The organism is Actinokineospora enzanensis DSM 44649, assembly GCF_000374445.1.
Lineage (GTDB): Bacteria > Actinomycetota > Actinomycetes > Mycobacteriales > Pseudonocardiaceae > Actinokineospora > Actinokineospora enzanensis.
This window is the reverse complement of the sequence record NZ_KB894404.1, coordinates 168,040-182,327: the sequence shown is the minus strand read 5'-3', so window position 1 is coordinate 182,327 and position 14,288 is coordinate 168,040. Positions and strand designations below refer to the sequence as shown.

Here is a 14,288-nt window from a genome sequence, read left to right as displayed (position 1 = left end):
CCGGTCAGGCGGAGGCCAGCGCCACCACGCCGCGGCGGATCCCCCGGACCGCCTCCGCGGCCGCCTTGCCCACCGGCTCGCCGGGCCCGACCACGTCCCTGATCTGGTCGAGCAGGTCGATCACCTGTCTGCACCAGCGCACGAAGTCGCCTGCCGACAGCTCCTGCCCGGCCGAGTCCGCCGCCGTGATCACCTTCTCCAGCGACTCGCCGCGCACCCACCGGTAGACCGTCCAGGCGAACCCCGCGTCCGGCTGCCGGGTCCGCTCCAGCCGGTGGTGGCGCTCGTCGGACTCCAGCTCCGCCCACAGCCGCGCGGTCGCGGTCAGCGCGTCGCTCACCGCGCCGCCGGGCACCCTGGCCTCCATCGTGCCGTCCCGCCGCGCCTCGTATACCAGCGCCGAGACCACCGCGGCCAGCTCGGCCGGGCCCAGCCCGTCCCACACCCCGTGCCGCAGGCACTCCGCGGCCAACAGGTCGGACTCGCTGTAGAGCCGGGCCAGCCTGCGCCCGTGCTCGGTCACCACCTGCTCGCCCGCCCGCTCCCCGGTGCCCGGCGCCAGGTAGCCGCGCTCGGCCAACAGCGCCCTGATCCGGTCGAAGGCCCGCGCCAGCGAGTGCGTGGTGGCCGCGACCTTGCGCTCCATCGCCTCGGTCTCGGCGACCAGCCGGTGGTGGCGCTCGGCCCAGCGGGCGTGCGCCTCCCGGTCCTGGCAGCCGTGGCACGGGTGCGCGCGCATGGCCCGGCGCAGCGCCGCCAGCTCGGCGTCGTCGTCCGAGCCGGACCGCTTGCGCTGCCGCTCCGGCGGCTCGATGCCGGTGGCCCGCAGCGTGGCGGCCAGGTCCCGGCGGGACTTCGGCGAGCGGATGTCGACCTGCTTGGGCAGCCGCACCCGGCCCAGCGGGGCCACCGGCGCCGGGAAGTCCGACACCGACAGCCGACCCGCCCACCGGTCCTCGGTCACCACCAGCGGCCGCGGCTCGCCCATCGGGTCCAGCCCCGGGTCGATCACCACCGCCAGCCCGGACCGCCGCCCGGCGGGCACCGCGATCACGTCGCCCTTGCGCAGCTGCTCCAGCGAGTGCGCCGCCTCGGCCCGCCGCGCCGCGCTGTTCTGCCGGGACAGCGCCTTCTCCCGCTCCGAGATCCGCTTGCGCATGTCCGCGTACTCGACGAAGTCGCCGAGGTGACAGGTCATCGACTCGGCGTAGCCCGCCAGCGCCTCCCGGTTGCGCTCCAGCCGCCGGGACACCCCGACCACCGAGCGGTCGGCCTGGAACTGGGCGAACGACTGCTCCAGGATCTCCCGCGCCTGCCGCGCGCCGAGCCGGTCGACCAGGTTGACCGCCATGTTGTAGCCCGGCCGGAACGACGACTTCAGCGGGTAGGTGCGGGTCGAGGCCAGGCCTGCGACCTGCTTGGGGTCCACCCCCGGCTGCCACACCACGACGGCGTGGCCCTCCACGTCGATGCCGCGCCGCCCTGCCCGGCCGGTGAGCTGGGTGTACTCCCCCGGCGTCAGCTCGACGTGCGCCTCGCCGTTGTACTTGACCAGCCGCTCCAGCACGACCGTGCGGGCGGGCATGTTGATGCCGAGCGCCAGCGTCTCGGTCGCGAACACCGCCTTCACCAGACCGCGGACGAACAGCTCCTCCACGGTCTCCTTGAACGCGGGCAGCAGCCCGGCGTGGTGCCCGGCGAACCCGCGCTCCAGCGCGTCCCGCCACTCCCAGAAGCCCAGCACGGTCAGGTCGGCGTCGGGCAGGTCGCGGGTCTTGGAGTCGACGATCCGGCGCACCTCGGCGACCTCGTCCTCGGAGTTGAGCCGCAGCCCGGACCGCACGCACTGGGTAACCGCGGCCTGGCAGCCCGCCCGGGAGAACACGAACACGATCGAGGGCAGCAGGCCCGCGCTGTCCAGCCGTTCGACGACCTCCACCCGGCTCGGCGGCCGGAACCGCGGCCCGCGCGAGCGTTCCCGCTCCCGGCCGCCCCGTGCACGCGGGTTGTGCCAGGGCGCGTGCACCCGGCCGACCTCCTCGGTGCGGCGCACCAGCTGCGGGTTGATCCGGGTCTCGCCGTCCTCGCCCTCGCCCGCGAACAGATCCAGCATCCGACCGCCGACCAGCATGTGCTGCCACAGCGGCACCGGCCGGTGCTCGTCCACCACGATCGTGGTGTCGCCGCGCACCTCGACCAGCCACTCGCCGAACTCCTCGGCGTTGCTCACCGTGGCCGAGAGGCTCACCAGGTTCACCCACTCGGGCAGGTGCAGGATCACCTCCTCCCACACCGCGCCGCGGAACCGGTCGGCCAGGTAGTGCACCTCGTCCATCACCACGTAGCCGAGCCCGTCGAGTGCCGAGGACTCGGCGTAGAGCATGTTGCGCAGCACCTCGGTGGTCATCACCACGATCGGCGCGTTGCCGTTGACCGAGCTGTCGCCGGTGAGCAGGCCGACCGACTTCGGCCCGTACCGGGCGGTCAGGTCGGCGAACTTCTGGTTGGACAGCGCCTTGATCGGCGTGGTGTAGAAGCACTTGCGGCCCTCGCCGAGCGCGAGGTGCACGGCGAACTCGCCGACCACGGTCTTGCCCGCGCCGGTCGGCGCGCAGACCAGCACGCCGTGCCCCTCCTCCAGGGCCGCGCAGGCCCGTTCCTGGAACGGGTCGAGCTCGAAGGACAGTTGACCGGTGAACTCCGCCAGCTTGGGACTGGTCGACCGCTTCCGGGAGGCGGAGTAGGCCTCGGCCGGTGTGCGCGACGCGGGAGTTCTGGAGGAGCCTGCGGACACACATCAAGACTTCCACATGACACCGACGTCCGTCCTGCGACATACCAGCCGGGATGATCAGCCGAGCACTGTCAGCGCGCCCGGCACGCAGTCCACCTCGACCGGCAGCGGCCCCAGCCGTTCGCCGTCGGCGTAGGCGACCCAGCCGTTGGCCGGGGTCAACGACACGCTGCGTGCCCGCACGGTGCTCACGAACGGGTGGGCCACGTGGTTGCCGGTGCGCAGCCTGGGCAGGATCCGCAGCAGGTCCAGCCTGCTTGCGCGGCGCACCACGGTCAGGTCGAACAGCCCGTCGGCCGGGTCCGCGTCCGGGCAGACCGGGATGCCGCCGCCGTAGCACCCGGTGTTGCCGATCGCGATCATGGTGGCGTCCAGCTCCAGACGCTCGGTGTCGGTCTCCACCACCAGCTCACGCGACCGCAGCGCCGCGAGCTCGGCGACGATCGCCAGGTCATAGCGCCTGCGACCGTGCGGCCAGCGCATCCGGTTGACCCGCTCGTTGACCGCCGAGTCGAACCCCGCGCACAGGACGCTGCCGAACCAGGGCCCACCCGACAGCCTGCCCAGGTCGATCCGCCTGCGCCGGTCCGCGACGATCGCCGCGGCCACCGCGTCGGCCGCCGCCAGCGGGGTCATCGGCGAGCCGAGCGCCCGCGCCAGGTCGTTGCCCGTGCCCGCGGGCACGATCGCCAACGGCACGTCGTGGTCGGCACAGAACTGCACACCCTGGTGGACGGCACCGTCACCGCCGAGCACCACCAGGAGATCGAGCCCGGTGTCCCGGGCCCGCGTCATCAACGCGCGCGAGTCCTCGACCGTGTGCGCCGAGACCACCCGCAGGTCGTCCACCACCGGCCGGATCCGCGCCGACACCTCGTCCAGCACGCGCGCGGCCGCGCCGTGCCCGGAACCGGGATGAACCGCCAACGCCACCCGCATGCGACCACCGACTCCCCGCTCGGCACGAACCGGTTCCGGACCGGCCCGTGCCGAACAGGGATCAGGTCACGTCGTCGTACCCGCCGCTCTTGCCCTGGTCCGCAGTGCCGGGACCCGACGCGGTACTGGACGCGTTCGTGGTCGCGCTCGGCTGCGGCTCGGTGGGCAAGGTGGACTGGTCGACCGGCTCGGGACGATAGTTCAACGGCGTCGCCTCGTCATCCGAGAGACCCGCCGCCGGGTCGTCCGCGTCCAGCCGCCGGGCCTTGCGCTTGTCGTGCACCCTGGAGACCTGGATCGCGAACTCCACCAGCACCGTCATGGCCACCGCCAGCGCCACCATGGACACCGGGTCGGTGCCCGGCGTGGCGAACGCGGCGAAGACGAAGACGCCGAAGATGATCCCGCGCCGCCACCGGCTCAGGTTCGCGTAGCTGAGCACCCCGACCCGGTTGAGCATCACGATCAGCAGCGGCACCTCGAAGCTGACCCCGAAGACCAGCAGCATGACCAGCACGAACGAGATGTACGAGGTGGCGTTCAGCGCGGTGATGAAGGTGTCGCTGCCGAAGCTGACCAGCACCGCGAGCCCCTGCGGGATCACGAAGAAGGCCAGCACACCACCCAGGACGAACAGGAACGACGCGCAGAACACGAAGATGCCCGCGAACTTGCGCTCCTTGTGGTAAAGCCCCGGCGTGATGAACGCCCACAGCTGGTAGAGCCACAGCGGCGCGCTCACCACCATGCCCGCGCCGACGCCCACCTTGAAGTTGACCATGAAGGCCTCGAACGGCTGGGTCTGCAACAGCTGACACTTGCCGTTCGGTGAGAACCGCACATCCGGGCCGAGCGCGCAGTAGGGTTTCAGCAGGATCTGGCCCAACGACGGGATGGGACCGAGGTCGACCTGGTACCAGACGAAACCGAACACGCTGCCGATCAGGATGAAGAGAATGGCCCAGCCGATCCGGCTGCGCAGGTCGTAGAGATGCTCCCGCAGGGACATGGCGCCCTCGGGATTGTGCCTACGGCTGCGCAGCTTCCGCCTGTCGCGGCGAGGAGACGACCGGCTGGACGAGTCGTTGCTCGCCACCGTGGGGACCGGTCCTCTCAGCCCGCGTTCTTCTGCGCCTGGGTCTGCGACTCGTTGAGCTTGCGCTGCAGGGCGTCGATCTCCTGGCGAATCTGCTCCGGGGTCTGCTCCGGCTTGGCGGCGGGCAACGCCTCGGCGGGCTTGGCGGCGGCGGGCAGCGCCTCCGCGGGCTTCGCGGCGGGCTGTTCCTCATCGGAGCCGTCCGCGCGCATGCCCTTGGTCTCGGCCTTCAGGATGCGCATCGACTGCCCGAGAGACCGCGCCATCGTAGGCATCTTGCGCGCCCCGAACAGCAGCACGACCACCACCGCGATGATCAAGATTTCCCATGGTCCTGGGCTCACTGCCATCCTCCTGTCTGGGCACGCCTCAGGTCGGATGATACCCGACCACGAAGCGCGTTTCGATTGGCGATACCGACGCGTAATGCGGCTCGGCGTGCCCGTAGCAAACCCAGGCTCGCACGCAACGACGACCTGGTCGTGACCAGGACCGCGCGGGTGCGACGCACACTGCGGACCAACAACACCGCAGTCACCACCAAAAGCACCAAACCGACGGTGCACAGAGCGGCGACGATCAGGTACGACACCCTTCCAGCCTAGCGACGGCGCGCGGAATGTCGAGACATCAAGACGCGGAAGGGTGCGACATCGCGGCAAGTGATACATATCACACCGACGCCGGATGTTCCATTGGGTCGGCCATCGGGCTTCCAGCCTGCCAGCAGCCTCGTGTCGATCCACGCATGGACGGCGACCGCGGGTGATCCGACCGCGCAGCGACAAGTGGCGCTTCTGTCCCGTAACCAGGATGAACGCCCCGGAGCACGCAAACACGGCGCACGTAGTGGGCTCATCAGGGGAAGTCAACAACCAAAGAACCATCAACGAAATCGACCGGCGTAGAAACCCCCCAAACATTTGACATCAAAACACGCCCTCGACATTGTTCTACTGTCCACAGCGACAACACGCTAATACGAACACCGATCGAAACCTCTTCCGGAATACCACAGCATGGAATCCGTCCTGCTCGGCGGGTTCCGACTGTCTCATCCTCATCCAGCATGGAGAGATTCATGAAATTGCGAATTCTCGGCGCGCTTGGCGCACTTGTCGCCGGAATCGGCGTCGGCTTCCTGGTGCCTCCCGGCGTGGCATCCGCGGACGCCGTGCCGCAGCAGGTACGTCAGGTGGTAAGCCACCTGGAGGCCAACGGCAGACTCTCGGCTGCCGACCGGGCCACCCTGGCGAGATACCCGGCCTACGCGAGCCGGATCATCGACCCCGAAGCCACCACATACCGCCAGGAAGTCATCCCGGCCGACGGCACCACCAAGGCCATGGTGCTCGGCGGTCCCGGGTGCTGGATCGGAAACCGCTCGATCGACGGGCACTACGCGACCGGCGGCGTCGCGTACACGTACACCTACCGCGTCGACTGGTGTGAGAACTCTTCTGCGGTCACCAGCGTGCACTACCGGAACCACACCATCAGCCTCGGCACCTTCATGGAGCAGGGCTCCGTCGTCGAGGACTGGGTGACTCCCGTTCCGTCGTACAACGTGCAGACCAAGCGGAAGATCGAGGTCAAGAACTGCATCCCCGTCATCGGATGCGTACACACGGAGTACCCATACGCCACGTGGTACCTCACCGCCAACCCTCGGGTCGAGGACTACGCCCTCGCCGGTATCGAGGGCACGTGACGGAACAGATCGCCTAGAATGCTTTCATAGCCATTCATGAGCTGTGAGTTCCTCGGGGGCCGCCGCCGTTGTCCCTCCGAGGAACTCACAGCCGATTCACTGGGGCCCGGTCCATCCGCGCCACCGCCGCCGCGGCCTGCTCACGCAGCGTGGCCGCCAGCTCGGCGGGGTGCTCCACCTCGACGTCCCCACCCAGTCCGAGCAGCAGCCGCACGATCCAGGCCTGGTCGGCGTACCGCATCCGCACCCGGACCAGGCCGCCCGCCAAGTCCTCGACGTCCTCCACCGGGTAGTAGTCCGACACCCAGCGCGCGTCCGGGTGCAGGACCAAGACCGCGGCCGCGTGCTCCGACGTGGCCTGGAACAGCCCGGCCGACGTGTCGGTCGGCTCCGCGTAGGGCGGCGGCGCGGCGGGCTCGGCCAGCACCTCCACCTCGTCGACCCGGTCCAGCCGGAACAACCGCACCGCCTCGGCGCGCCTGCACCAGGCCTCCAGGTACGAGCGGCCGTCCACGAACAGGACCCGCATCGGGTCGACCGTGCGGTCGCTCAGCTCGTCCTTGGCGGGGGTGTAGTAGGTGATCCGCAGCGCCCGGCCCGCGCGCAGCGCCGACTGCACGGTCTCCCGTACCCCGGCGGTCGCCGCGCCCTCGCGCACGCCCATCTCCACCGCGACCCCGGCTGGCCGGGACTGCCCGGCCGCCGCCTCGATCTTGGCCACCGCCCGCCGGATCGCGTCCGCGTCCCCCGCGCCCGGCGTGTCCAACAGCGCGCTCAGGGCGACCAGCAGCGCCGTCGCCTCCGCCCCGGTCAGCCGCAGCGGCCTGCGCATGCCCGCGTCGAAGGCCACCGTGACGGTGTCCTCGTCGAACGAGATGTCGATCAGGTCGCCGGGGCCGTAGCCGGGCAGCCCGCACATCCACAGCAGTTCCAGGTCCTTGCGCAGCTGACCGGCGGGCACCCCGAAGTCGGCCGCCGCCTCGTCGATCCGGATCCCCGGCCGGGCCAGCAGGTAGGGCACCAACGCCAGCAGCCTGGGCAACCGCTCCTGAGCCGCGATCACGACACCCCCTTCGCCACCGCCAGCAGCCGCTCGCGGACCGACTTGGCCAGCACCTCCGGCTCCAGCACCAGCACATCCGCGCCGAACCCGGCGATCCAGCTGGTCGCCGAGTCGAGGTAATGCAGGTCCAGCTCGATGACATCACCAGGGACGCCGTCGACCTCCCGCTGCTCCACCACCCGCGCACGCCTGCGCAACCCGGTACAGCGCCCCGCCGCCACCCACATCCGCGCGGGTGACGCACTGGGCGGCTCACTGTTGGTATCGGCCACGAACGCCATCAGATTCACGTCGTCGGGCCTGCGCACAACCCCAGGCTTACCGACCTTGCGCACGTCCCCCACGATCCGCGACAACCGGAAACACCGAGGCGCGTTCCGATCACGGTCATGACCGACCACGTACCACCGACCGCGCCACGACACCACACCCCACGGCTCCAACGTCCGAGCCCGCAGATCGGTAGGCGACGGACGCCGATAGTCGAAGGTGACAGCCTGCCCCGCCTGTACAGCGGCCAACAACGGCCCGAACGCAGGCTCGGCAGTCCGCACCTTGGACTCGACCACCGTAGGCGCAGCCTGATCCACATCGACACCCGCGGCCCGCAGCTTGATCAACGCCCCATGCGCGGCCCCGGTCAACACCGGCGAGTCCCACAGCCGCACAGCAAGCGCGACAGCAGCGGCCTCGTCCGGCTCCAGATCGATCTCACCCAACTCATAGTCCCGCCGGGCGATCCGGTAGCCATCCACGGTGTCGAACACCGAGTTACGGCCGACCTCCAACGGGATCCCCAGCTCACGAAGCTCGGTCTTGTCCCGCTCGAAGGTCCGAAAAAAGGCATCATCGGAAGGCGCGTCAGCGTACCCAGGCACAATGCCCCGGATCCGCTCCGCACTCAGGTACTGGCGAGTAGACAGCAAGCACAGCACCAGGTTGACAAGTCTCTCGGCGCGTGCAACAGACACCCCGGCACCTTAACGTGCTAGCCAACACAACGGTGACGCGACACCCTCGAACACCCGTGCGAAGTCTTCGACACTTCAGCGGGCAACCCATGAGTCACTTTGCGTAGCAAGCATGGGCTCCGAGGGCACGCCCTTCCCCCTCAACCCAGCCCCCCCAACCCAACCACCCCAACCCAGCCACCCCCAACCTCAACCACCCCGAACTCAGCCACCCCTGACTCGACCACCACGCGGGATCGCGCCGGTCTCTTCCCACCCGATCCCAGGAGGCCCCCAGGGCCGAGTGGGATCGGGTGGGAAGAGACCGGCTAAAGGCGATCCCGCCGCCGAGGCGAAGCCGAGGCCAACAACACAGTGATCGGGTGGGAAGAGACCGGCTGAAGGCGATCCCGCCGCCGAGGCGAAGCCGAGCCAAATTACAACGAAGCGATCAGCCTCTCCACCCGCTCGTCCACAGCACGGAACGGGTCCTTGCACAGCACAGTGCGCTGAGCCTGATCGTTGAGCTTCAAGTGCACCCAGTCGACCGTGAAGTCACGCCCCGCCTGCTGAGCAGCAGCGATGAAGTCACCCCGAAGCTTCGCCCGTGTCGTCTGCGGCGGCGTGTCCTTGGCAGCCTCGATCTCACCATCATCGGTCACCCGAGCCACCAGATCCTTGCGCTGAAGCAGGTCGAAGATGCCCCGACCACGGCGAATGTCATGGTAGGCAAGGTCCAACTGAGCGATCCGCGGACTCGACAGCTCCAGATCATGCTTGGCCCGATAGCGCTCGACCAGCCGGTGCTTGATAGCCCAGTCGACCTCACGATCGATGCGCGAGAGGTCCTGCGCCTCGACCGCGTCCAGCACCCGCCCCCACATCTCGACGACGCGTTCACCGACCGGGTCGGGGGCGCGGCGGGCAACGTGTTCGACGGCCTTGGCGTAGTACTCGCGCTGGATGTCGAGTGCGGAGGCCTCGCGGCCGCCCGCCAGGCGGACCGGTTTGCGGCCGGTCAGGTCGTGGCTGATCTCGCGGATGGCGCGGATGGGGTTGTCCAGGCTGAAGTCCCGGAACTGCACCCCCTCCTCGATCATCTCCAGCACCAGGTTGGCGGTGCCGACCTTGAGCAGCGTCGTCGACTCGGACATGTTCGAGTCGCCGACGATCACGTGCAGCCTGCGGTAGCGCTCGGCGTCGGCGTGCGGCTCGTCCCGGGTGTTGATGATCGGGCGGGAGCGGGTGGTGGCGCTGGAGACGCCCTCCCAGATGTGCTCGGCGCGCTGCGAGAGGCAGTACACCGCGCCGCGCGGGGTCTGCAGGACCTTGCCCGCGCCGCAGATCAGCTGCCTGGTGACCAGGAACGGCAGCAGCACGTCGGCGATCCGGGAGAACTCGCCCGCCCTGGTGACCAGGAAGTTCTCGTGGCAACCGTAGGAGTTGCCCGCCGAGTCGGTGTTGTTCTTGAACAGGAAGATGTCACCGCCGATGCCCTCGTCGGCCAGCCGCCGCTCGGCGTCGACGAGCAGGTCCTCCAGGATCCGCTCCCCCGCCTTGTCGTGGGTGACCAGTTGCACGAGGTCGTCGCATTCCGCGGTCGCGTACTCCGGGTGCGATCCGACGTCCAGGTAGAGGCGTGAACCGTTGCGCAGGAACACGTTCGAGGAACGCCCCCACGAAACCACCCGCCGGAACAGGTACCGCGCGACCTCGTCCGGCGACAGCCGCCGCTGTCCGTGGAACGTACAGGTCACGCCGAACTCGGTCTCGATGCCGAAGATCCGCCGCTGCATCCTCTAAGCGTAGGCGCAAACAGCGGTGCGGACCGTGCGCCGATCGGGGTGGTCCACATTCTGTTATCGAGCACACGGTAACCGATTGTTCACCGGACCCGGCTCGGGCGGCGCGGACCGCCGGTCTCGGGTTGAATCTACGATCATGTTCGGTCACGTCCGCCGCACCGGCCGCCAGGTCGGCAAGCTCGACCTCGCCCTGATGGGCCGTAGCGCCCGCTTGCCGCGCTCCGGCGCGGACGAGGCGCTGAAGTCGCTGTCCAAGTCGGCCAACAAGGGTCTGCTGTGGTTCGGCGTGGCCGCCCTGCTGGCCGCCCGCAAGGGCCGGACCAGGCGCGCGGCGCTGCGCGGGGTCGCCGCCATCGCCTTCGCCAGCAGCTCGGCGAACCTGGTGGGCAAGAACCTGTTCCCGCGCCGACGCCCGGCCGCGGACCTGCTGCCCGAGCACCGGCGGCTGCAGAAGCGGCCGACCAGCTCGTCGTTCCCGTCCGGGCACTCGGCGTCGGCGGCCGCGTTCACCGTGGCGGTGGCGATGGAGCACCCGGGTGCGGCCATCGCTCTGGCCCCGCTGGCCGCGGCGGTGGCGTACTCGCGGACGCACACCGGCGTGCACTGGCCAACCGACATCGCCGCGGGCACCGCGATCGGCGTCGGTGCGGCGTTCGCGACCCGACACTGGTGGCCCAAGACCGGGGATGGGCGCGCGGAGGTGGCGCACGAGACCGAGCTGCCCGCGCTGGACGAGGGCGACGGCCTGCTGGTCCTGGTCAACCCGAACTCGGGCGTGTCGGGCGAGGACCCGGCGGACGACATCAAACGGCAGTGGCCGCGCGCCACGGTCGTCTACCCGGAGCCCGGCCGGGACCTGATCGAACAGCTGTCCGACCAGCTCACCACCTCCCCCGGCGACATCCGCGCGGTCGGCGTGGCGGGCGGCGACGGCACGGTGGCGGCGGTCGCCTCGGTGGCCGCGGAGTTCGAGCTGCCACTGGTGCTGATCCCGGCGGGCACCCTCAACCACTTCGCCCGCGACGTCGGCGTGGACTCCACCGAGGAGTCGGTCTCGGCCGTGCGCGCGGGCTCCGGAGTACGCATCGACCTCGCGGGCGTGCGCATCGACGGCGGCACCGACGACACCGGCCACCGCTGGTTCGTCAACACCGCCAGCCTGGGCGGCTACCCCGAGATGGTCCGCCTCCGCGAACGCCTGGAGGGCCGCGGCTGGCCGAAGTGGCCCGCGGGCGCGGTGGCACTCATCCGCACCCTGCGACACGCGCAGCCGATCCGGGTGGCGCTCAACGGCAAACCGCACCTGGTGTGGATGCTGTTCGTGGGCAACGGCAGCTACGAGCCCAAGGGCCCGGCCCCGACCCGCCGCCCCGACCTCGACTCCGGCCTCCTGGACGTCCGCTACCTGCGCGCCGACATCCCGTACTCCCGCGCCCGCTTCGTCCTCGCCACCCTCACCGGCACTCTCTCCACCAGCCACGTCTACCGCCAACGCGAGGTCTCGGCCCTGGACGTGTGCCTACTGGACGGCGAGAAACGGCGAGTGGCCACCGACGGCGAGGTCGGCCCCCTGGGCACCCACTTCGAGTTCAGCTCGGAACCGGGGGCGTTGTCGATCTACCGGTCGTGACCTCGGGAGACGCCCAGCAAACCGCGTTCGATGGCGATCGTGACCGCTGACGTCCGGTCGGTGGCGCCGAGTTTGCCGAAGACATGCACCAGGTGCGTCTTCACGGTCGCCTCGGAGATCGACAGCGCGCGCCCGATGGCCCGGTTCATCATGCCCTTGGCCACCAGCGCGAGCACCTCCAGCTCCCGCTCGGACGGCGTCTCCACCTCGTCCGCGCGCATCCGCCCCATCAGCCTGGCGGTGATCGCCGGGCCGAGCACCGACTCCCCGCGCGCGACCGCCCGGACCGCGTGGAACAGGTCGGCGCGTGGGGTGTCCTTGAGCAGGTACCCAGCCGCGCCTGCCGCCACCGCGCGGACGATGTCGTGGTCCTCGTCGTAGGTGGTCAGGACGAGTACGCGGACGGTCGGGTGCGCGCGGGTGATCGCGGCGATCGCGGCCACGCCGTCGAGGCGGGGCATGCGCAGGTCCATCAGGACCACGTCCGGCTCGTGCGCGGCGACCAGTGCCAACGCCTCGTGGCCGTCCCCCGCCTCGGCGACCACCCGCAGGTCGGGCTGGCCGTCGAGCAGGCCGCGCAGGCCGTCGCGGACGATCGGGTGGTCGTCGACGACCAGGACGCGGATGCCGCTCACGCGGGCACCGACGCCGCGATCGTGGTGCCCTCGCCCGGCACGGTCTCCACGTCCAGCCGTCCGCCCACGGCGGTGATCCGTTCTCGCATGCCCACCAGTCCCAACCCGTCGACCGGGGTGTCCGGATCGAACCCGGCGCCGTCGTCGTCCACGTCGAGGGTGACCACGTCGCCCAGGTAGGACAGGGTGATCACGGCCCGGGAGGCGCCCGCGTGCCGGGCGACGTTGGTCAGCGCCTCCTGCGCAACCCGAAGCAGTGCCAGTTCGGTGTCCGGGTGCAGGTCCACCGGCGCGCCGGTGATCTCCACCCGGGCCACCGTCGCGTGCAGCCCGGTCCACCGATCGGCCGCCGTGCGCAGTGCCTGCCCGAGTGGCACGCCGTCGAGCAGGTCCGGACGCAACGCCCGCACGGTCCGGCGCAGTTCACCCAGACCTTCCCGCGCGGTGCCCCGGGCGATGTCCACATGTTCACGCGCCCGCGCGGGCGCGGCGTCCAAGGCCTGTTCGGCCGCTTCGAGATGCGTGACGATGCTGGTGAACCCCTGCGCCACGGTGTCGTGCAGCTCTCGCGACAACCGTTGCCGCTCCTCCAGAACACCCGTGCGGCGCGCAGTCTCGGACAGTTCCGCGCGGGTGCGGGCCAGTTCGTCCAACGCGGTCCGCAGTTCCCGGTTCTGCATACGGACCGCGCGCACGACCACCGCGATCACCAGCGCGAGCCCCACCGTGCCGCCCAGGCTCAGCAAACCCGTGTCGCTCAACAGACCCCGGTCGTCCGTCCAGTGCCCGACCCGCCACGACACCACGGCGGTCAGCACGACCATCGGCACCAGACCCCACAGGTCGAGGGTGACGAACGCCAGCGGATAGAACCCGTACAGCAGCACCACGAACACGCCCGCATACCCCGCCAACAACGCGGAGACCACGACGACCCCGGCCCAGTAACCCACCAGCGCCCAACGCCCAGGGGCGCGGCGCGCGAAGAACACCCCGTGCCAGACCGCGAGACCGGCCGCCAGCCCGGCCACGGCCCACCGCTCTCCCGCGGACCGGGTGCCGTCGCAGACCGTGATCACGGTCGGTACCAACACCACGCCCGCGGGCAGCAGGTGCCACAACACCTCCAGGCTCGGCAGGCGGGGCACAGCGTCACCTCGGCTTCCCGGACCCGGCGGTCCGGTCCACCCGGGACGATACCGACGCGGGCAGCGCGCTCGCCCGGCGCAGCAACAGCGCGTGCTGGGCCGCCAGCGTCACGCCGAAACCGAGCCACAGGCCGTTGGGGTTGAACGCCGCGTGGTCGACGAGGTGCTCGGCCACCGCCGACACGACCCGGACCGCGAGCGTCAACAACCACAACGCGAGCGTGACCCGGTTGCCCCGCCGCACCACCCGTCCCGTGTCGTCCCGCCACATCGGCATGGTCGCGCCCCGCCACGCACCCAGCGCCGCCGAGAGCAGCAACCCGCCGACCAGGAACGTGATCCCGGTGGTGGTCGGTGCCGCCGGTCCGGGCGGGGCGATGCCGCGCGCCACCAGCAGCGCGACCCAGATGAACGCCGACGCCCGCACCGGCCGCGTGCTGAACTGCGTGAACAACACCAGAGCCAGCACCGCGACGACCAACAACACGCTCGCCGGAACCCCCGACAACCCCATGAC

At 70.4% G+C, this 14,288-nt stretch carries 12 protein-coding genes; 2 read left to right on the top strand and 10 right to left on the bottom strand.

All coding sequences use genetic code 11. The features are described from left to right. Positions 1-4: 4 nt before the first annotated feature. The 4 genes from C503_RS0103575 to tatA all read right to left on the bottom strand — a co-directional run bounded on the left by C503_RS0103575 (position 5) and on the right by tatA (position 5,179). Entirely contained in the window at positions 5-2,794 is a 2,790-nt protein-coding gene (locus C503_RS0103575; protein ID WP_018680832.1) for a DEAD/DEAH box helicase, read from the bottom strand. A gap of 57 nt (positions 2,795-2,851) precedes the next feature. After that, positions 2,852-3,733, bottom strand: coding sequence for a diacylglycerol/lipid kinase family protein (locus C503_RS0103570; protein WP_018680831.1), 882 nt, complete (start codon positions 3,731-3,733; stop codon positions 2,852-2,854). Positions 3,734-3,794: 61 nt separating this feature from the next. Next, positions 3,795-4,742, bottom strand: coding sequence for a twin-arginine translocase subunit TatC (gene tatC / locus C503_RS0103565; protein WP_018680830.1), 948 nt, complete (start codon positions 4,740-4,742; stop codon positions 3,795-3,797). Positions 4,743-4,846: 104 nt separating this feature from the next. Beyond that, on the bottom strand, positions 4,847-5,179 hold the full coding sequence (tatA, locus tag C503_RS37730) for a Sec-independent protein translocase subunit TatA (protein WP_033400166.1): 333 nt from the start codon (positions 5,177-5,179) through the stop codon (positions 4,847-4,849). 731 nt (positions 5,180-5,910) lie between these two features. Here tatA and C503_RS0103555 point away from each other — a divergent pair. After that, the gene (locus C503_RS0103555; protein WP_018680828.1) at positions 5,911-6,540 is read left to right on the top strand and encodes a hypothetical protein; all 630 of its coding nucleotides are present in this window, start codon (positions 5,911-5,913) and stop codon (positions 6,538-6,540) included. 85 nt (positions 6,541-6,625) lie between these two features. Here C503_RS0103555 and C503_RS0103550 read toward each other — a convergent pair whose 3' ends face one another. The 3 genes from C503_RS0103550 to pafA form a co-directional block, all read right to left on the bottom strand. Further along, a complete protein-coding gene (locus C503_RS0103550; RefSeq protein WP_018680827.1) occupies positions 6,626-7,603 on the bottom strand; it encodes a helix-turn-helix transcriptional regulator in 978 nt (325 codons plus the stop codon). Then, positions 7,600-8,574 (bottom strand): helix-turn-helix transcriptional regulator, encoded by a 975-nt coding sequence (locus C503_RS0103545; RefSeq protein WP_018680826.1) that lies wholly within the window; start codon positions 8,572-8,574, stop codon positions 7,600-7,602. Before C503_RS0103545 ends, C503_RS0103550 begins: the two co-directional genes overlap by 4 nt. A gap of 416 nt (positions 8,575-8,990) precedes the next feature. Further along, positions 8,991-10,349 carry a Pup--protein ligase gene (gene pafA / locus C503_RS0103540; protein WP_018680825.1) on the bottom strand — a complete coding sequence of 453 codons (1,359 nt, stop codon included), beginning with the start codon at positions 10,347-10,349 and terminating at the stop codon, positions 8,991-8,993. Positions 10,350-10,494: 145 nt separating this feature from the next. Between pafA and C503_RS0103535 the strand changes: the two genes are divergently transcribed. Continuing rightward, positions 10,495-11,988, top strand: coding sequence for a bifunctional phosphatase PAP2/diacylglycerol kinase family protein (locus C503_RS0103535; protein WP_018680824.1), 1,494 nt, complete (start codon positions 10,495-10,497; stop codon positions 11,986-11,988). Here C503_RS0103535 and C503_RS0103530 read toward each other — a convergent pair. The 3 genes from C503_RS0103530 to C503_RS0103520 are packed head-to-tail and all read right to left on the bottom strand — an operon-like array spanning position 11,976 to position 14,285. Continuing rightward, positions 11,976-12,623: a response regulator gene (locus C503_RS0103530; protein ID WP_018680823.1), complete on the bottom strand. Its 648-nt coding sequence runs from the start codon at positions 12,621-12,623 to the stop codon at positions 11,976-11,978. The two genes, C503_RS0103535 and C503_RS0103530, sit on opposite strands and share 13 nt — an antisense overlap. Further along, complete coding sequence (locus tag C503_RS37725) at positions 12,620-13,771, bottom strand: sensor histidine kinase (RefSeq protein WP_018680822.1); 1,152 nt, start codon at positions 13,769-13,771, stop codon at positions 12,620-12,622. Before C503_RS37725 ends, C503_RS0103530 begins: the two co-directional genes overlap by 4 nt. A gap of 4 nt (positions 13,772-13,775) precedes the next feature. Further along, the gene (locus C503_RS0103520) at positions 13,776-14,285 is read right to left on the bottom strand and encodes a hypothetical protein (protein WP_018680821.1); all 510 of its coding nucleotides are present in this window, start codon (positions 14,283-14,285) and stop codon (positions 13,776-13,778) included. Positions 14,286-14,288 lie beyond the last annotated feature (3 nt).